Below are 18,100 nucleotides of genomic sequence, written 5' to 3'. Positions count from 1 at the left end.
CCGTGGCGGCCCTCCCTCCCGGAATTCCCCCGGGAGCGGGTGCCGCCACGGCTCTTTCGCGTCACGGCGCTCCTGCGGCGGGCATCAGGCGGTGCCGGTGCCCTCGGCGGGGTCGGGGAAGGTCTGCAGGGTCACGAAGACCACCCGGCGGGCGTCGCCGCTGCCCTCGGTGCGGATGCGCACCCGCTGGCCCGGGCGCAGCAGGCGCAGGCCGCCGGCGTCGAAGGCGGCCGCGTCGAACGGCACCGGGCTCCCGTCGTCGAGCAGCACGGAGCCGGCCCGGGTGGCGGGGTCGAAGGTGAATGCGGTGGCCTGCATGCCTGCAGCATAGCGAGGGCCGCCGACAACGCCCGGGAGCAGCCGCTCCGCGGACCGGGGCGCCGTGTCCGGGGCGTCAGCGGCCCCGGGCGGCGGGGTCGAGTGCGGGGCCGAGCGCGGTGAGCGCGGCCTCGGTGTGCGGCCCCAGCCCGAGCGTGCGGGCCTCGGCCAGGTCGGCACCGGTGTCGACGTCCCGGCGCACCGATTCCACGCCGTCCAGGTGGAGTTCGCGGGCGCCGGCGGCGGTGTGGCGGGCCCGGGAGCCGTCCCCGAAGGCGGGGGAGAGCGGTCGGCCGGGGCGGACGGCGAGCAGGGTGGTGCCCAGCCCGGGGGCGTCGGCGAGGAAGGCCCGGCCCGCGTGCGGTACGGCGGCGAGGACGCGGGCGAGTTCGGCCGGCCGCAGGGCGGGCAGGTCGGCGGAGAGTGCGGCGACCGGCGCGCGGGGCGCGAGGGCCAGCGCGGCGGCGGCGCCGTGCGCCAGTGCGGGGTTGAGGCCGCCGCCGGGTTCGTCGGCGACCACCACGGCGCCGAGCGCGGCCAGCCGCGGGCCGGCGACGGGATCGCGGGTGACCACCAGCACCCGGTCGACGCCCGGGGCCGCCAGCGCGGCGGTGACGGTGTCGAGCGCGAACGAGAGTGCCAGGTCCGGGCGGTGCGGTCCGGCGAACGGCGCAAGGCGGGTCTTGGCGAGCGCGAGCGGTTTGAGCGGCAGTACCAGCGACCAGCCGTCGGCGGGTGCGGGCGGCGGGACGGGCCCGCTGGGGCGTACGGTGTCCTGGGTCATCGGCGTCATTGTGGCGCCGTTCCCGGAGCCCCCGCCAGGCCGCCCCATGCGCGCTGACGTGCGATTCGTCACGTGAGCCGGGCCTGCCAGCGGGGTTGCTCGACAGCCGGTGAGCGGTCGGGCGAGACTGTTCCGCGCCCGGGCCCCGGGCACCCGGGGTCCACCCCCGGACCGGGGTCGGGCGCCCAAGACCGCGGCACCCCACGTGCCGCACCGGATGAGAGGACCTGGGGTGGCCCGCCGCTCGTACGCCAGCTTCGGCAACGCCGACTACGGCATCTGGTACCGCTTCGCGGCCGTGCTGGTGAAGCCGGTGACGACCGCTCTGGTCAAGCCCGACTGGCGGGGCTGGGAGCACCTTCCGAAGGAGGGCGGCTTCATCGCGGCCGTCAACCACAACTCGATCATCGACCCGGTGGTGTACGCCCACTGGCAGTACAACAGCGGGCGCCCGCCGCGGATCCTCGGCAAGTCCTCGCTGTTCTCGGTCCCGTTCATCGGGTTCATGCTGCGCAAGACCGGCCAGATCCCGGTGTTCCGGGAGTCGACCGACGCGGCACAGGCGTTCCGGGCGGCGATCGACGCCGTCAACGCCGGGCAGTGCGTGCAGTTCTACCCGGAGGGCACCCTCACCCGGGACCCGGACCTGTGGCCGATGACCGGCAAGAGCGGGGTGGCCCGGGTCGCGCTGATGACCGGTGCGCCGGTCATCCCGGTGGCGCACTGGGGTGCGCACGAGATCATCCCGCCGTACGGCCGGGGCGGTTCCGGGAAGAGCCGGTTCAACCTGTTCCCGCGGCACCGGGTGACCGTCGCCGCCGGTCCTGCGGTGGACCTGAGCAGGTACCGGGGCCAGGAACTGACCGCCCAGGTGCTCAAGGACGCGACGGACGACATCATGGACGCGATCACCGAGGTGCTGGCCGGGATCCGGGGCGAGCGGCCGCCGGCCGAGCGGTACGACATGCGCGCCGCGGCCCGGCACCGGGCCGAGGCCGCCGAGGCCGAGCGCAACCGGGCGGCCGACGGCCACCGCGCGGGCGAGGAGGCGGGCAAGTGACCCGATGCGCCGTGTTCGGCACCGGTTCCTGGGGCACCGCGTTCGCGATGGTGCTCGCCGACGCCGGCAGCGAGGTGGTGCTCTGGGGCCGCCGGCAGCAGCTGGTGGACGCCATCAACACCACCCGCGTCAACCCCGACTACCTGCCGCAGATCGAGCTGCCCGGCTCGATCCGGGCCACCACCGACGCCGCCGAGGCGCTGGCCGGCGCCGAGTTCGCGGTGCTGGCGGTGCCCTCGCAGACGCTGCGCGAGAACCTCGCCGCCTGGGCGCCACTGCTCGGCCCGCGGACGGTGCTGGTCAGCCTGATGAAGGGCATCGAACTCGGCACCGCGAAGCGGATGAGCGAGGTGATCGCCGAGGTCGCCGGGGTCGGTCCGGAGCGGGTCGCGGTCGTCAGCGGTCCAAACCTGGCCCGCGAGATCGCCAACCGGCAGCCCGCCGCCAGCGTGGTCGCCTGCACCGACGAGGACGTCGCCAAGCGGCTCCAGGCGGCCTGCCACACGCCGTACTTCCGTCCGTACACCAATGCGGACGTGGTCGGCTGCGAGCTGGGCGGCGCGGTGAAGAACGTGATCGGCCTGGCGGTCGGCATGGCGGACGGCATGGGGCTCGGCGACAACACCAAGGCGACGCTGATCACCCGGGGCCTGGCCGAGACCACCCGGCTCGGCCTGGCGCTGGGCGCCGACCCGTACACCTTCGCGGGGCTCGCCGGGATGGGCGACCTGGTCGCCACCTGCTCCTCGCCGCTGTCGCGCAACCACACCTTCGGCACCAACCTGGGCCGGGGGATGTCGCTGGCGGAGACCATCGCGGCCACCCGGCAGACCGCCGAGGGCGTGAAGTCCTGCGAGTCGGTGCTCGACCTGGCCCGGCGCAACGGCGTCGACATGCCGATCGTCGAGGCCGTGGTGGACGTGGTGCACAACGGCCGCCCGACCCAGGAGGCGCTGCAGGCGCTGATGTCCCGCTCGGCCAAGCCCGAGCGGCGCTGACGGGCGCCGGGGCCCGGCTCACCCGCCCGAAACATCTCGCACGGTAGTCTCAAACCCGATATGAGCATCGAACAGTCCTCCCCGAACCCGTCCGCGAAGCCGCGCGTAGCGATCGTCTTCGGTGGCCGCAGCTCCGAGCACGCCATCTCGGTCACCACCGCGGGCAGCGTGCTGCGGGCGATCGACCGCGACAAGTACGACGTGCTGCCGATCGGCATCACCCACGACGGCCGCTGGGCGCTGGTCAGCGACGAGCCCGCCCGGATGGCCATCACCGACGGCCGGCTGCCGGACGTCGACCACGTCGCCGAGTCCGTCGAGGGCCAGGTCGCGCTGCCGGTCTCCCCGGGCAGCCGCGAGGTGGTCCTGAGCGAGCCCGGGCAGACGCCCAAGGCGCTCGGCGACGTCGACGTGGTACTGCCGCTGCTGCACGGCCCCTGGGGCGAGGACGGCACCCTGCAGGGCCTGCTGGAGCTCTCCGGCGTCCCGTACGTGGGCAACGGCGTGCTGGCCAGCGCGGTCGGCATGGACAAGGAGTTCACCAAGCGGATCCTGGCCTCGCACGGCCTGGGCGTCGGCTCGTACACCGTGGTCCGCCCGCGCGAGTGGGAGACCGAGGCGGGCCGGGCCGCCGTGCGCGAGCGGGTGGCCGGCCTGGGGCTGCCGCTGTTCGTGAAGCCCTGCCGGGCCGGCTCCAGCATGGGCATCACCAAGGTCAAGGACCTGGCCGAGCTGGACGCCGCGATCGAGGAGGCGCGCCGCCACGACCCCAAGCTGATCATCGAGGCGGGCGTCGCCGGCCGCGAGATCGAGTGCGCGGTGCTGGAGTTCGAGGACGGCCCGCGGGCGAGCGTGCCGGCCGAGGTGCTGGTCGGCGGCGACTTCGAGTTCTACGACTTCGAGGCCAAGTACATCGACTCCTCCGAGGTGCGGATCCCGGCCGCGCTGACCGCGGACGAGACCGCCGAGATCCGCCGCCAGGCGCTGGCCGCCTTCGAGGCGCTGGGCTGCGAGGGCCTGGCCCGGGTGGACTTCTTCCTGCTGGAGGACGGCAGCTGGATGGTCAACGAGGTCAACACCATGCCCGGCTTCACCCCGATCTCGGCGTTCCCGAAGATGTGGCAGGCCACCGGGCTGTCGTACCCCGAGCTGATCGACCGGCTGCTGCAGCAGGCGCTGAACCGTTCCACCGGCCTGCGCTGAACCCGTGGCGGGGGCGGGCCGCCACGGCCCGCCCCTGCGGCGTTTCCGGGCCGCGGCGCCCCGCGCCCGGGCCCCGCGCTCAGGCCGGGATGTGCGCCTTGACCAGGTCGGACAGGACGGCGGGCGCGTCCAGCGGGTTGCCGATGGCCCCGCCGGGCACGGTCACCTCGACGAAGGCGGCCCGCTGGGTCGCGGTGAAGCGGTAGCCGCCGTCCGGCAGCCGGTGCGCGAACCAGGTGACGTCGTTGACGGTCGGCGACATCTCGGCCTGGCGCTCGAAGGTCAGCTCGTCCGGGTGCGGCACGCCGCAGCGCAGCACGATCCGCGGCGAGGAGGCCCAGGCCGCCACGTACGGGGACGCGGGGGAGGGGTCCTTGCGCGGGTGCCCGAGCAGGGTCGGCGGCAGCGCCCCGGCGAGCGACCGGCAGTAGCCGGCCGCCTTGCCGGTGGGCGCGGGGACCTCGACGTCCTCCTCGGGCGTGCTCCAGCTGCCGACCAGCACCACCGTGGTGCAGGTCAGCGCGACGGGCAGGGCGAGCCACCGGACGGGTGCCGGGAGCGCCGCCAGTGCGCGGGGGACGCGGAGTCGTCGGGCCACCCGCCGATGGTAGCCGGGCCTACAGGTTCACCACCGGACAGGTGAGGGTGCGGGTGATGCCCTCCACCTGCTGGACCTGGGCGACGACCAGGCGACCGAGGTCGTCCACGGTGTCCGCCTCGGCGCTGACGATGACGTCGTACGGACCGGTGACGTCCTCGGCCTGCAGGACGCCACGGATCGCGGTGATGGCCTGGGCGACGGCGGTCGCCTTGCCCACCTCGGTCTGGATCAGGATGTATGCCTTTACCACGGGGACCTCCCGGCGGCTGGGTCAGGGATCGCCGCCGTGATCGCCCGGTCGGGCGTCGGGGGTGGGGAACGGGCTCACCGGCAGACTGATCACCACGCTACCGCGCAGCGGGGCGGGGAGGGAGACCTCTGCACCCCCGGAGGGCGTACGCTGCGCGCGGGGGAGCGCACCGTTCCCGCGGACGCGGGTGGTGAAACGTTCGGAACGCGAGAGGACGGCAGATGCAGGGGACCGTGGGCGAGCTCGGCGAGTTCGGACTCATCAAGGAGCTGACCGCCCGGGTACCGCTCACCGAGGCGGTCGACCTCGGCCCGGGTGACGACGCCGCGGTGGTGAGGGCGCCCGACGGCCGGGTGGTGGCCACCACCGACGTGCTGATCGAGGGGCGGCACTTCCGCCGGGACTGGTCCACCGCCTACGACGTCGGCCGCAAGGCCGCCGCGCAGAACCTGGCCGACGTGGCCGCGATGGGCGCCGTGCCCACCGCCATCCTGCTCGGCCTGGTCGCCCCCTCCGACCTGCCCACCACCTGGGCCACCGAGCTGATGGACGGGCTGCGCGACGAGTGCCAGGTGGCGGGGGCGACGGTGGTCGGCGGCGACGTGGTCCGCGGGGACACCATCACCCTGGCCATCACGGCGCTCGGGGACCTGCAGGGGCGCGCGGCCGTGACGCGCTCCGGTGCCCAGGTCGGCGACGTGGTCGCGGTGACGGGCTGGCTCGGCTGGTCGGCCGCCGGACTCACCGTGCTGCAGCGCGGCTTCCGCTCGCCGCGCGCCTTCGTCGAGGCCCACCGCCGCCCCGAACCGCCGTACCACGCGGGCCCGGCCGCGGCCGACATCGGCGCCACCTCGCTGATCGACGTCAGCGACGGCCTGGTCGCCGACCTCGGCCACGTCGCCAAGGCCAGCGCGGTGGACATCGACCTGCGGGCCGCCGACTTCGACGTCCCGGTGCAGATGGCCGACATCGGCCAGGCGGTCGGGGTGGACCCGCTGGTCTGGGTGCTCTCCGGCGGCGAGGACCACGCCCTGGTGGCGACCTTCCCGCCCGGCGTCCAACTGCCCGCCCGCTGGCGGGTGGTGGGCCGGGTGACCGGCCGCCCGACCGGCTCGCGCGGCGGCCGGGTCACCGTGGACGGCGCGCCCTGGGACCGGGTCGGCGGCTGGGACCACTTCGCCGAGTGACCGGCCCGCCGGGCGACCGCTCGACCGGGTGACCGCACCCGCCCCGGCCCCGGCCGAGCACGCCCCGGCCCCGGCCGAGCACGCCCCGGCCCCGGCCGAGCACGCCCGGGCCCCGGACGAGCGCGCCCCGCGCGGCGGTTGACGGGCTCCGGCCGACCGCGCGCGTAGGCTTGCGGTCGACCGGGGGCCCGCCCGGAAACGTCCGGCGGGCGGCCCGAACCACGGCGGAGCGGGAGAGCACAGCCACCATGCGCATCGGTGTCCTGACCAGCGGCGGCGACTGCCCCGGCCTCAACGCGGTGATCCGCTCGATCGTGCACCGGGGCACCGACGTGCACGGCGACGAGATCATCGGCATCGAGGACGGCTTCCTCGGCCTGATCGAGGGCCGCGCCCGCCCGGTCTCGCACGACGACGTCACCGGCCTGCTCACCCTCGGCGGCACCATCCTGGGCTCGGCCCGGGTCCGGCGCGACCGCATCGAGTGGGCGGTGGAGAACGCCGGCACGCTCGCCCGCAACCTCGGCATCGACGCCCTGATCGCCATCGGCGGCGAGGGCACCCTGACCGCCGCCCGGCTGTTCAGCGACGGCGGCCTGCCGGTGGTCGGCGTCCCGAAGACCATCGACAACGACATCGACGCCACCGACGTCACCTTCGGCTACGACACCGCCGTCCACGTGGCGACCGAGGCGATCGACCGGCTGAAGACCACCGCCGAGTCCCACCAGCGGGTCATGGTGGTCGAGTTGATGGGACGCCACACCGGCTGGATCACCCTCGCCGCCGGCCAGGCGGCCGGCGCGCACGGCATCCTCGTCCCGGAGAAGCCCTTCGACATCGAGGCGGTGGCCCGGATAGTGGAGGACCGCTTCGCGCGCGGCAAGAAGTTCGCCATCATCGCGGTCGCCGAGGGGGCCGCGCCCATGCCCGGCACCATGCGCTTCGACCACGGCGACGTCGACCAGTTCGGCCACCAGACCTTCGGCGGGATCGGCACCCGGCTCGCCCACGAACTGGAGAACCTGCTCGGCAAGGAGGCCCGGCCGGTCATCCTCGGCCACACCCAGCGCGGCGGCATCCCCACCGCCCGTGACCGGGTGCTCGCCACCCGGTTCGGCTGGCACGCCGTGGAGGCCGTCCACAAGGGCGCCTTCGGGCACTTCACCGCGCTGCGCGGCACCGAGGTCGAGCTGGTGCCGATCGCCGACGCCGTCACCCGGCTGAAGACCGTGCCGCCGGACCGCTGGGCGGAATCGGAAGCCGTGCTCTGACCTGCGGCGGGTAGGTTGGGGCCCATGACAGCTCCTCCCCGCGTGCTCACCGTCGCCGGCTCCGACTCCGGCGGCGGCGCCGGCATCCAGGCCGACCTCAAGGCGATGCTCGCCCTCGGCGTCCACGGCATGAGCGTGATCACCGCCGTGACCGCCCAGAACTCGCTCGGCGTCCAGGGCTACTGGGAACTCCCGGCCGAGGCCGTCCGGGCGCAGTTCCGCAGCGTCGTCGACGACATCGGCGTGCAGGCCGTGAAGACCGGCATGCTCGCCTCGACCGAACTCGTCGAGACCGTCTCCGAGCTGCTCACCGGCGTCGGCGCCCCGGTCGTGGTCGACCCGGTCGGCGTCTCCAAGCACGGCGACGCGCTGCTCGCCGCCGAGGCCGTCGCCACCGTCCGCGAGCGGCTGCTCCCGGTGGCCACCCTCGCCACCCCCAACCTGCACGAGGTGACCCAGCTCACCGGCCGCACCGTCGAGGACGAGTCGCAGATGCTGGACGCCGCCAAGGCGCTGCTCGACCTCGGCCCGCGCTGGGTCCTGGTCAAGGGCGGCCACCTGGCGGGCGAGGCCGCCGACCTGCTGTACGGCGGCGCCGGCGAGGAGCACTGGTACCGCGCGCCCCGCTACGACAACCGGCACACCCACGGCACCGGCTGCACACTGGCCAGCGCGATCGCCGCGGGCCTGGCCAAGGGCGAGGAGCTGCCGGAGGCCGTCGGCTCGGCCAAGGAGTACATCACCGGCGCGATCGCCGGCGGCTTCGCCCTGGGCGCCGGGATCGGCCCGGTCGACCACGCCTGGCGCTGGCGCCGCTGACAACGGAGGGGGCGGCCCACGGGCCGCCCCCTCCGGAGCAAAACAGGAAGCCGGTTCATCCGAGGATGAACCGGCTCACTGGAGGACCGGCGTACCGGTCTGCGCGTCAGCGCGAGACCTTACCGGCCTTGATGCACGAGGTGCAGACGTTGAGCCGCTTCGGCGTCCGCCCGATCACAGCGCGTACCGTCTGGATGTTGGGGTTCCAACGACGGGGGGTACGGCGGTGCGAGTGGGAGATGCTGTTGCCGAAGCCCGGCCCCTTGCCGCAGACGTCGCAGTTGGCAGCCACAGGAGTCACTCCAAGACTTCAGATCATGTACGTTCGAAAACCCCGTCAACCCACCGGAGCACTCGCGTGAACCAGTACCGGACCAAAGGGGTGAGCCTGGATTGTTCCAGGCAACCGGAAGAGCATACAACGCTTGCTCCCGTTCAACGAAACTACCACGATCCCGCAGGTGATCGCTGCGCCCGCACCTTCCAGCGGCCACCCGGCGCTCCCCGCTAACCTGCCAGCATCGCCGCCCGCCGTTCACCCCGAAGCCACCGCGGCGACCCGTCCGGAGGAGACCTGGTGCTGCAGACGCTCGACGCCCCGGCCGTGCGCACCTGGTGCCGGCTGGCCCTGCGCGCGCTCGGCCAGGCCCGCGAGGAGATCGACGCGCTCAACGTCTACCCGGTGCCCGACGGCGACACCGGCACCAACCTCTACCTCACCGTCGAATCCGCCGCCGCCGCCGTGGAGAACCGCTTCGCCGAGGCCGCCGGGTCCGCCGACCCGTCCCCCGGACTCGGCGAGACCGCCCGGACGATGGCCCGCGGCGCACTGATCGGCGCCCGCGGCAACTCCGGGGTGATCCTCGCCCAGTGGCTGCGCGGCACCGCCGAGACCCTCGCCGAGGGCGGCGGCGCCGACCAGCTGCGGGCCGCCCTCCAGCGGGCCGCCGACGCCGCCTACCAGGCCGTCGCCGAACCCGTCGAGGGCACCCTGCTGACCGTCGCCCGGGTCGCCGCCCGGGAGGCCGCCCGGGCCGGGGACGGCCTCGTCCAGGTCGCCGAGACCGCCCACCGGGCCGCCCGCGAGGCCCTGCGGCACACCCCCGAACAGCTCCCCGTGCTCGCCGAGGCCGGCGTGGTCGACGCCGGCGGACGCGGCCTGGTCGCCGTCCTCGGTGCCCTCGCCGATGCGGTCTCCGGCCACCAGCCGATGGGCCCGGTGGCCCTGCGCGACGACGTCCGCGCGGTGGAGAGCTGCCACGGCCACGAGCGGCCCCCCGGCCCCGGCCACCCCGCCTTCGAGGTCATCTACCTGCTCGACGCCCCCGACGAGGCGCTGCCCGCGCTGCGCGGACGGCTCGCCGCCCTCGGCGACTCGCTGGTGGTCGGCGGCGGCGACGGCCTGTGGAACGTCCACGTGCACGTCGACGACGCCGGCGCCGCCGTCGAGGCCGGGGTCGAGGCCGGCCGGCCGCACCAGATCCGGATCACCCACTTCGCCGAGGCCGCCGCCCGGGCCGGCGCCGCCGACGACCGCGGCGAGCTGGAGGTCCGCCACCGCGCGGTGCTCAGCGTCGTCCCCGGCCCGGGCCTGGCCGAACTCTGCGAGCAGGCCGGCGCCCTGGTGCTGCACTCCGCCGGACGGGCCCCGGCCAGCGCCGACCTCACCGCCGCCGTCCGCCGGGCCGGCGCCCGCGAGGTCGTCCTGCTGCTCAACGACCCCGAACTGCGGGCCGCCGCCGGGGCCGCCGCCGACCAACTGCGCGAGGAGGGCGTCCGGATCGCCGTCCTGCCCACCCGCTCGCCCGTCCAGGGGCTCGCCGCGCTCGCCGTCCACGAGGCCGGCCGGCGCTTCGACGAGGACGTGGTCGCCATGACCTCCGCGGCCGGCGCCACCCGCTACGCCGAACTCGCCGTCGCCGAGGGGGAGTCCTGGACGATGGCCGGGGTCTGCCAGGCCGGCGACGTGCTCGGCCTGATCGACGGCGACGTCGCCGTCATCGGCACCGACCTCGGCGAGGTCGGTGCCAGTGTGCTCGACCGGATGCTCGGCGGCGGCGGCGAACTCGTCACCCTGGTGCTCGGCGAGGGCGCCCCCGCGGGCCTGGCCGACCGCCTGGTCGCGCACGCCCGCCAGCACCGCCCCGAGGTCGACGCGGTGGTCTTCCACGGGGGCCAGGAGTCGGCGCCGCTGCTCATCGGGGTCGAGTAGCACCCGCTCTGTCGGCGCCGTGGTGTAAACAGGGCGTGATGGGCGCTCTCGATCTACCACTGACCAAGCTCGTCGGCGACCGCACCGCCAAGGTCCTCGCCGACAGCCTCAAGCTGCGCACGGTCGGCGACCTGCTGCACCACTACCCGCGCCGGTACGTCGAACGCGGCCGGCTCACCAGCCTGGACGACCTGGAGACCGACGAGCACGTCACCGTGCTCGCCCGGATCGAGAAGGTCACCCTGAAGCCCTTCCAGGGTCGCAAGGGCGACCGGCTGGAGGTCGTGGTCACCGACGACCGCAGCCGGCTCACCCTGGTCTTCTTCAACCAGGGCTGGCGCCAGAAGGAGCTGCGCACCGGCGCCCAGGGCCTGTTCGCGGGCAAGGTCGGGATGTTCAACCGCACCCGCCAGCTGGTCTCCCCGGACTACCAGCTGCTCGACGCGGACAGCGACGCCGGTGTGGCCGGGCAGTTCGCCGGCCGGCTCATCCCGGTGTACGGCGCCAGCGCCCAGATGCCCAGCTGGAAGCTCTCCAAGTGCATCGACATGGCGCTCGACACCCACCTCGGCGAGGTGGGCGAACCGCTGCCCGCCGGCCTGCGCGCCGAGCACGGCCTCCTGCCGATCGCCGAGGCGCTGGAGCTCGTCCACCGCCCGCGCAGCCACGCCGACCGCGAGCGCGCCCAGAACCGGCTGCGCTGGGACGAGGCGTTCGTCCTCCAGGTCGCCCTCGCCCAGCGCCGGGCCTCCGACTCCGCGCTGCCCGCCAAGCCCCGCCCCCGCCGGGCCGGCGGCGTGCTGGACGCCTTCGACGCGCGGCTGCCGTTCACCCTCACCGACGGCCAGCGGACCGTCTCCGCCGAGATCTTCGCCGACCTCGCGGGCGAGCACCCGATGCACCGGCTGCTCCAGGGCGAGGTCGGCTCCGGCAAGACCCTGGTCGCGCTGCGGGCGATGCTCGCCGCCGTCGACGCCGACGGGCAGGCCGTCCTGCTGGCCCCCACCGAGGTGCTCGCCCAGCAGCACCACCGCTCGATCGTCGACATGATGGGCGACCTCGCCGAGGGCGGCATGCTCGGCGGCTCCGAACTCGGCACCAAGGTCGTCCTGTTGACCGGCTCGATGGGCGTCCCGGCCCGCCGCCAGGCGCTCCTCGACATGGCCTCGGGCGACGCCGGGATCGCCATCGGCACCCACGCCCTGATCGAGGACAAGGTGCAGTTCCAGGACCTCGGCCTGGTCGTCGTCGACGAGCAGCACCGCTTCGGCGTCGAGCAGCGCGACGCCCTGCGCGCCAAGGGCGAACAGCCCCCGCACCTCCTGGTCATGACCGCCACCCCGATCCCGCGCACCGTCGCGATGACGGTCTTCGGCGACCTGGAGACCTCCGTCCTCGACCAGCTCCCGGCCGGCCGCTCGCCGATCTCCACCCACGTCGTCCCGGCCGTGGAGAAGCCCAACTTCCTGGTCCGCGCCTGGGAGCGGGTCCGCGAGGAGGTCGGCAAGGGCCACCAGGCGTACGTCGTCTGCCCGCGGATCGGCGACGAGGAGCCGGCCCCGAAGAAGGGGCGCGGCAAGGCCGCCGCCGAGGAGGACCTGGAGGACGTCGGCGCGCGGAGCGACGAGCGCAGGCCGCCGCTCTCGGTCGTCGAGACCGCCGAGATGCTCACCCGGGGGCCGCTGGCCGGGCTGCGGGTGGAGATCCTGCACGGCCGGCTCGCCCCCGAGGCCAAGGACGACGTGATGCGCCGCTTCGCCGCCGGCGAGGTGGACGTCCTGGTCGCCACCACGGTCATCGAGGTCGGCGTCAACGTCCCCAACTCCACCGCGATGGTCATCATGGACGCCGACCGCTTCGGCGTCTCCCAGCTCCACCAGCTGCGCGGACGGGTCGGCCGCGGCACCGCGCCCGGACTCTGCCTGCTGGTCAGCGACATGCCCGCGGGCAGCCCCGCCCGGGCCAGGCTGGACGCGGTGGCCGGCACCCTCGACGGCTTCGAGCTCTCCCGGATCGACCTGGAGCAGCGACGCGAGGGCGACGTGCTCGGCCAGGCGCAGTCCGGGGTGAAGTCCTCGCTCAAGGTGCTCTCCGTCCTGGAGGACGAGGACGTCATCGTCACCGCCCGGGCCGAGGCCACCCGGCTGGTCGAGGCGGACCCGGAGCTGGCCGCCCACCCGGACCTGCGCACCGCCCTGGCCGGCCTGCTCGACGAGGACCGTGCGGCCTACATGGAGAAGGGCTGAACCGCGGCGGGCGGGGCCCGGCCGGAGAAGGGCCGGACACGGAGGACCGGTCGGGCGAGGGCCGATTGTCAGACCCCCGGGAGAGAATGTAGTTGTTCGGGACGCACCCCCAAGGTGCGTACCCGGCACGACATTTGGGGGTCCTGCCATGGCATTCCGTCATCTCAACGAGCTCCCGCTGGGCGACAAGGTCTTCCGGATCGAACTCGCCAGCGACGACGACCGCGAGGTCACCCTCACCCTGACCGGCTGGCGCGAGGGGGCGGCCGCCGCGCCGCTCGCCTCGGGCAAGCTCCGCCTGCCGGTCGAGGACGTCGCCTCGCTGCGGATCGCGCTCAACCGCGCGCTGCGGGCGCTGGCGATCGTCGCCGACGTCGCCGAGCCCATCCCCGACCGCGACGTGCTGCGCGAGCTCTACCCCGGCCACGGCGCCCCCTGGGTGCCGCAGCACGAGGAGGAGCTGGTCCGGCGGTTCCACGAGGGCGAGACCGTCGCCCGGATCGCCGCCCGCTTCGGCCGCACGCCCGACTCCGTCCGGACCAAGCTGCGCGAGCTGGGCCACGACCCGCGCCGCCCCGAGTTCTGCCCGCCCGACGGCTGCCTGTCCTGGTCCCGCTACGCCTCGCCGGCCCTGCTCGGCGCGGCCGTGCCCGCCCAGGCCGCGGCCGCCGAGTAGCCGCCCGGCCCGCAGCGCCGCACGCCGCCCGGCACGCCGAACCGCCCGTCGTACCGCCACCTGTCGTTCAGCCCTGCAGCCCCGCCGGTCGGACCGGCGGGGCTGCACCCGTATAGCGTGGACGGGCAGCGACGAAAGGACCTTCCCCCACCATGACCCGTGTGATCGCCGGAGCGGCCGGGGGCCGCCGGCTGGCCGTACCGCCTGGCCGGGGCACCCGACCGACCTCCGACAAGGCCCGGGAGGCGATGTTCTCCACCCTGGAGGCGCTGCACGGCACCGTCCGCGGCACCCGGATGCTGGACCTGTTCGGCGGCTCCGGCGCGGTTGGACTGGAGGCGCTCTCCCGGGGCGCCGAGCACGTGCTGCTGGTCGAGGCCGACGCCCAGGCGGTCCGGGTGATCCGGGAGAACGTCCGGACGCTGGGCCTGCCCGGGGCCGAGGTGCGGGCCGCCAGGGCGGAGAAGGTGATCGCGGGACCGGCCCCGCAGAGCCCGTACGACCTGGCCTTCCTGGACCCGCCGTACGTCGTGACCGACGACGAGATCCGCGAGATGCTGATCACACTCCTGGCCGGGGGCTGGCTCGCGGGCGAGGCACTCGTCACCGTGGAGCGCAGCACCCGGGGCGGCGAGTTCGGCTGGCCGGACGGTTTCGAGGCGTTGCGCTCGCGCCGGTACGGCGAGGGAACGCTCTGGTACGGTCGCGCCGCCGCCGAGGCCCGCCACCCCTAGCGGGCGCCCGGCCCGCACCACTCGACCCCACGAGGGAGCCAACGCCATGCGCCGCGCCGTCTGTCCCGGTTCGTTCGACCCGATCACCAACGGCCATCTCGACATCATCGAGCGGGCCTCGAAGCTGTACGACGTGGTGCACGTCGCGGTCCTGATCAACCGGAACAAGCAGGGCATGTTCAGCGTCGAGGAGCGGATCGCGCTGATCGAGGAGACCACCGCCCGGTACGGGAACATCGTGGTCGAGTCGCACCTCGGGCTGCTGGTCGACTTCTGCCGGGAGCGCGGCATCCCGGCGATCGTCAAGGGCCTGCGGGCGGTCAGCGACTTCGACTACGAGCTGCAGATGGCGCAGATGAACCACGGCCTGACCGGGGTGGAGACGCTCTTCGTGCCGACCTCGCCGACCTACAGCTTCCTGTCGTCCACGCTGGTCAAGGAGGTCGCCTCGTACGGGGGCGACGTCTCGCACCTGCTGCCGGCGGTGGTCCACGACCGGCTGGTGGAGCGGATCGCGGAGCGCCGCGCCGAGCAGTAGGCCGCCGGGCCGGGCCCGCCCCGGGGTGTCCCTTTCTGCCGGTTCGTCACTGCTTGTCCCCCGCCCGGGCGGCCGTGCGGGCACGGGCGTTGTGAGCACCCCGGGCCGTGGCCGTACAGTCTGTAGTCCTGCCCTGCGGTGACACCGCCGCGCCGGGCGCTGCCTCCGCCGGACCGTCGGCGGCACACGGAAAGACGGAGCCCCGTGGACGTGCAGAACAAGGTCGACGAGATCGTCGCGGCCGTCGAGAACGCCCGCTCGATGCCCATGTCGGCGTCCTGCGTGGTGAACCGCGCCGAACTGGTCGGACTGCTGCAGGAGCTGCGGGCCGCGCTGCCCGCCGAACTCGCCCAGGCCCAGTCGATGATGGCCGACCACGAGCAGGTGGTCGCCGGGGCGCAGGCCGAGGCCGAGCTGATCATCCAGGGTGCTCACGCCGAGCGGGGTTCGCTGATCTCCGACACCGAGGTGGTCCGCCAGGCCCGCGCCGAGGCCGACCGGATCCTCGCCGAGGCCCGCAGCGAGGTCGAGACCAAGCTCGCCGAGGCCGACGACTATGTGGACAGCAAGCTCGCCAACTTCGAGGTCGTGCTGACCAAGACGCTCGGCGCCGTCGGCCGCGGGCGCACCAAGCTGCGCGGCGACGCGAGCGTCTTCGAGAACGAGCACGACGGCGAGGCCGACGGCGAGGAGTTCCGGCCGCAGCGGATCAGCCCGAGCCCGGAGGTCGACGACTACGTCGACGCCAAGCTCGCCACCCTGGAGGCCGTGCTCGGCAAGACCCTGGAGGCGGTCGGCAAGGGCCGCGACAAGCTGCTCGGCAAGGCCCCGATCGACGAGCTGGGCGCCTACCTGGCCGCCGCCGACCAGGCCCAGCAGCTGAAGGACCGCGCCGAGGCGGTCGCGGCCGGCTTCGCCGCCGACGGCGACGAGCAGCCCTGGTACCGCGAGGACGTCCCGCAGCAGCAGACCTGGCCCGAGCAGACCCCCGCGGCGGCCGGCTGGCAGGCCCCGGGCGGCGACCAGTACGCGGCGGCGGCCCAGCAGGGCGCCCCCGGCGGGCAGTACGCCGAGGTGTACGGCGGCGGCTACGACCCGGCCGGCCAGGCCGACCCGTACGCCGCGCAGCAGTACGGCGGCGGCTACCCCCAGCAGCCCGGCTACCCGGCCGGGCAGCCGGACGGTGGCTACAGCTACCCGCAGCAGCAGGGCTACGCGGCCCAGCAGTACGACGCATGGGGGCACCCCCGGCCGGAGGCCGGGGGAGGCTACCCGCAGCCGCCGGCCGCCCCGCCCGCGGTGCCCGCGCAGCTGCCGCAGCAACAGCAGCAGGCGCTCGACGAGACCAGCTTCTTCGACACCAGCATGATCGACATGACCAGGCTGCGGGAGCTGGGCGGGCGGTGACCGCCGGATTGGGTCCTGGCCGAACTCTCGGGTAGTCTGACCACTCCGGCCTCCCCGTGTCGGGCCGTCGGTCTGCCCGCGCGTCATCCGACGAGCAGCGCCGCACACCAGCTCTTTCCAGGAAGTCAGGAACCTTGAACCGCCTCGACCACCGCGACCCTCTCGTGTTCGACACGCACGAGCTGGGCCGTCGCCCCGGCTCGATGCGCAAGGTCTCCCGCACCCTGGAGGCCCCCGAGGGCCTCGGGATCGCCGACGTGATCGGCGTGCCCGAGGGCAGCGGGATCAGCCTGGAGCTCCGCCTGGAGTCGGTGGTCGAGGGCGTGCTGGTGACCGGCACCGCCGAGGCCCACGTCGAGGGCGAGTGCGTACGGTGCCTGGAGCCGGTCGAGGACGACCTCGACGTGGCGTTCCAGGAGCTGTACTACTACCCGGAGTCCGACGAGCGCCACCGCGCCCGGACGGCCGGGACCGAGGACCTCGACGAGGACTCGGAGGAAGAGACTTACCGCCTGGAGGGCGATTTCTTCGACCTCCAGCCGGTGCTGCGTGATGCGGTGGTGCTCGCACTGCCGCTGCAGCCGGTGTGCCAGGACGACTGTCTGGGCCTGTGCTCCGAGTGCGGGGCGCGGCTGAGCGACGACCCGGCGCACCACCACGACGCCGTCGACCCCCGGTGGGCGGCTCTGCAGGGACTCTCCGCCGGCCACGGCGACGAGACCCGTGGCGAAGCCGCTGACCGGCGGTGGGGAAACACGAACAGCGACACCCGCGAGGGTGCCGCCGAGAACCAGGAGAAGTAGCCGTGGCTGTTCCGAAGCGGAAGATGTCGCGCAGCAACACGCGCCACCGCCGTTCCAACTGGAAGGCCGTTGTTCCGGCCCTCGTGGCGTGCGACCGCTGCCACGAGCCGAAGCTGGGCCACATCGCGTGCCCGAGCTGCGGCACGTACAACCGTCGCCAGGTCCTCTCGGTCTGATCGGCGGGGTGTACGGATCGATGTCGGACGGTAACTCCTCCCGCAAGTCGACCACTGCCCAGAAGGACTCTTCTGGCGGAGGGAAGGCCGGCGGGCCGGCTTCGACCGAATACGACGTTCTGGAAGGGCGCCTCGGGTACACGCTTGAGCGCGCCCTTCTGGTACGTGCCCTGACCCACCGCTCGTACGCGTACGAGAACGGCGGGCTGCCCACCAACGAGCGCCTGGAGTTCCTCGGCGACTCGGTGCTGGGCCTGGTGGTGACCGACACCCTCTACCGCGTCCACCCGGACGTCCCGGAGGGCACGCTCGCCAAGCTGCGCGCCGCGGTGGTCAACTCGCGCGCGCTGGCCGACGTCGGCCGGGGCCTTGAGCTCGGCACCTTCATCCGCCTCGGCAAGGGCGAGGAGGGCACCGGCGGCCGCGACAAGTCGTCGATCCTCGCGGACACCGTCGAGGCCGTGATCGGCGCCATCTACCTGGACCGCGGCCTGGACGCGGCCACCGAGTTCGTCCACCGGCTGTTCGACCCGCTGATCGAGGAGTCCTCTCAGCTGGGCGCCGGCCTGGACTGGAAGACCAGCCTCCAGGAGCTCACCGCCGCGGTGGGCATCGGAGTGCCGGAGTACGTGGTCGAGGAGTCCGGCCCGGACCACGAGAAGACCTTCACCGCCGCGGCCCGGGTGGCCGGCGAGGACTTCGGCAGCGGCGTCGGCCGCTCGAAGAAGGAAGCCGAGCAGAAGGCCGCGGAGAGCGCCTGGCGGGCGATCAAGGAGAAGTTCGCCGACCGCCTGCCGAACGCCGGCGCCTGATC

General features: G+C 74.1%; 20 protein-coding genes. 15 read left to right on the top strand and 5 right to left on the bottom strand.

Going from position 1 to position 18,100, the window contains the following annotated elements; translation table 11 throughout:
• Positions 1–84 precede the first annotated feature (84 nt).
• Together ACWGB8_RS04285 and cofC are read right to left on the bottom strand one after the other, a co-directional pair.
• On the bottom strand, positions 85–318 hold the full coding sequence (locus tag ACWGB8_RS04285) for a hypothetical protein (protein WP_452210101.1): 234 nt from the start codon (positions 316–318) through the stop codon (positions 85–87).
• Between the two features lie 76 nt (positions 319–394).
• Positions 395–1,102, bottom strand: a complete 708-nt coding sequence (cofC, locus tag ACWGB8_RS04280; RefSeq protein ID WP_452210099.1) for a 2-phospho-L-lactate guanylyltransferase — start codon at positions 1,100–1,102, stop codon at positions 395–397.
• Positions 1,103–1,319: 217 nt separating this feature from the next.
• Here cofC and ACWGB8_RS04275 point away from each other — a divergent pair, with 217 nt between their 5' ends.
• The 3 genes from ACWGB8_RS04275 to ACWGB8_RS04265 are packed head-to-tail and all read left to right on the top strand — an operon-like array spanning position 1,320 to position 4,363.
• Complete coding sequence (locus tag ACWGB8_RS04275) at positions 1,320–2,162, top strand: lysophospholipid acyltransferase family protein (protein ID WP_452210098.1); 843 nt, start codon at positions 1,320–1,322, stop codon at positions 2,160–2,162.
• The gene (locus ACWGB8_RS04270; RefSeq protein ID WP_452210096.1) at positions 2,159–3,160 is read left to right on the top strand and encodes an NAD(P)H-dependent glycerol-3-phosphate dehydrogenase; all 1,002 of its coding nucleotides are present in this window, start codon (positions 2,159–2,161) and stop codon (positions 3,158–3,160) included. The genes ACWGB8_RS04275 and ACWGB8_RS04270 overlap by 4 nt, the downstream gene beginning before the upstream one ends.
• Before the next feature lie 60 nt (positions 3,161–3,220).
• Positions 3,221–4,363 (top strand): D-alanine--D-alanine ligase family protein, encoded by a 1,143-nt coding sequence (locus tag ACWGB8_RS04265; protein ID WP_452210094.1) that lies wholly within the window; start codon positions 3,221–3,223, stop codon positions 4,361–4,363.
• A gap of 79 nt (positions 4,364–4,442) precedes the next feature.
• Here ACWGB8_RS04265 and ACWGB8_RS04260 read toward each other — a convergent pair whose 3' ends face one another.
• Together ACWGB8_RS04260 and ACWGB8_RS04255 are read right to left on the bottom strand one after the other, a co-directional pair.
• On the bottom strand, positions 4,443–4,961 hold the full coding sequence (locus tag ACWGB8_RS04260; RefSeq protein ID WP_452210092.1) for a DUF3515 domain-containing protein: 519 nt from the start codon (positions 4,959–4,961) through the stop codon (positions 4,443–4,445).
• A gap of 19 nt (positions 4,962–4,980) precedes the next feature.
• On the bottom strand, positions 4,981–5,214 hold the full coding sequence (locus ACWGB8_RS04255; protein WP_452210091.1) for an Lrp/AsnC ligand binding domain-containing protein: 234 nt from the start codon (positions 5,212–5,214) through the stop codon (positions 4,981–4,983).
• 221 nt (positions 5,215–5,435) lie between these two features.
• Here ACWGB8_RS04255 and ACWGB8_RS04250 point away from each other — a divergent pair, with 221 nt between their 5' ends.
• The 3 genes from ACWGB8_RS04250 (at position 5,436) to thiD (ending at position 8,494) form a co-directional block, all read left to right on the top strand.
• Entirely contained in the window at positions 5,436–6,401 is a 966-nt protein-coding gene (locus tag ACWGB8_RS04250) for a thiamine-phosphate kinase (RefSeq protein ID WP_452210090.1), read from the top strand.
• Positions 6,402–6,649: 248 nt separating this feature from the next.
• Positions 6,650–7,675, top strand: a complete 1,026-nt coding sequence (locus ACWGB8_RS04245; RefSeq protein ID WP_452210088.1) for an ATP-dependent 6-phosphofructokinase — start codon at positions 6,650–6,652, stop codon at positions 7,673–7,675.
• Positions 7,676–7,699: 24 nt separating this feature from the next.
• Entirely contained in the window at positions 7,700–8,494 is a 795-nt protein-coding gene (gene thiD / locus ACWGB8_RS04240; RefSeq protein WP_452210086.1) for a bifunctional hydroxymethylpyrimidine kinase/phosphomethylpyrimidine kinase, read from the top strand.
• Between the two features lie 106 nt (positions 8,495–8,600).
• On the opposite strand, the gene rpmB is transcribed toward thiD, so the two are convergent.
• Entirely contained in the window at positions 8,601–8,786 is a 186-nt protein-coding gene (gene rpmB, locus ACWGB8_RS04235; RefSeq protein WP_014138233.1) for a 50S ribosomal protein L28, read from the bottom strand.
• Positions 8,787–9,071: 285 nt separating this feature from the next.
• Here rpmB and ACWGB8_RS04230 point away from each other — a divergent pair, with 285 nt between their 5' ends.
• From ACWGB8_RS04230 to rnc, 9 genes are all read left to right on the top strand, one after another.
• Positions 9,072–10,706 carry a DAK2 domain-containing protein gene (locus tag ACWGB8_RS04230; protein WP_452210085.1) on the top strand — a complete coding sequence of 545 codons (1,635 nt, stop codon included), beginning with the start codon at positions 9,072–9,074 and terminating at the stop codon, positions 10,704–10,706.
• Positions 10,707–10,744: 38 nt separating this feature from the next.
• Positions 10,745–12,952, top strand: coding sequence for an ATP-dependent DNA helicase RecG (gene recG, locus ACWGB8_RS04225; RefSeq protein ID WP_452210084.1), 2,208 nt, complete (start codon positions 10,745–10,747; stop codon positions 12,950–12,952).
• Positions 12,953–13,100: 148 nt separating this feature from the next.
• Positions 13,101–13,628: a hypothetical protein gene (locus ACWGB8_RS04220; protein ID WP_452210082.1), complete on the top strand. Its 528-nt coding sequence runs from the start codon at positions 13,101–13,103 to the stop codon at positions 13,626–13,628.
• Positions 13,629–13,780: 152 nt separating this feature from the next.
• Positions 13,781–14,362 (top strand): 16S rRNA (guanine(966)-N(2))-methyltransferase RsmD, encoded by a 582-nt coding sequence (gene rsmD / locus ACWGB8_RS04215; protein ID WP_452210080.1) that lies wholly within the window; start codon positions 13,781–13,783, stop codon positions 14,360–14,362.
• 46 nt (positions 14,363–14,408) lie between these two features.
• Entirely contained in the window at positions 14,409–14,900 is a 492-nt protein-coding gene (gene coaD, locus ACWGB8_RS04210; RefSeq protein WP_452210078.1) for a pantetheine-phosphate adenylyltransferase, read from the top strand.
• Positions 14,901–15,104: 204 nt separating this feature from the next.
• On the top strand, positions 15,105–16,307 hold the full coding sequence (locus tag ACWGB8_RS04205) for an ATP synthase F0 subunit B (RefSeq protein ID WP_452210076.1): 1,203 nt from the start codon (positions 15,105–15,107) through the stop codon (positions 16,305–16,307).
• A gap of 134 nt (positions 16,308–16,441) precedes the next feature.
• Positions 16,442–17,110, top strand: a complete 669-nt coding sequence (locus tag ACWGB8_RS04200) for a YceD family protein (protein WP_452210075.1) — start codon at positions 16,442–16,444, stop codon at positions 17,108–17,110.
• Between the two features lie 2 nt (positions 17,111–17,112).
• Positions 17,113–17,286, top strand: a complete 174-nt coding sequence (rpmF, locus tag ACWGB8_RS04195) for a 50S ribosomal protein L32 (RefSeq protein WP_030056747.1) — start codon at positions 17,113–17,115, stop codon at positions 17,284–17,286.
• 20 nt (positions 17,287–17,306) lie between these two features.
• Positions 17,307–18,098 (top strand): ribonuclease III, encoded by a 792-nt coding sequence (gene rnc, locus ACWGB8_RS04190; RefSeq protein ID WP_452210073.1) that lies wholly within the window; start codon positions 17,307–17,309, stop codon positions 18,096–18,098.
• Positions 18,099–18,100 lie beyond the last annotated feature (2 nt).

The sequence above is a fragment of the Kitasatospora sp. NPDC054939 genome (genome assembly GCF_053610105.1).
This window is presented reverse-complemented; position numbering and strand designations above follow the sequence as displayed.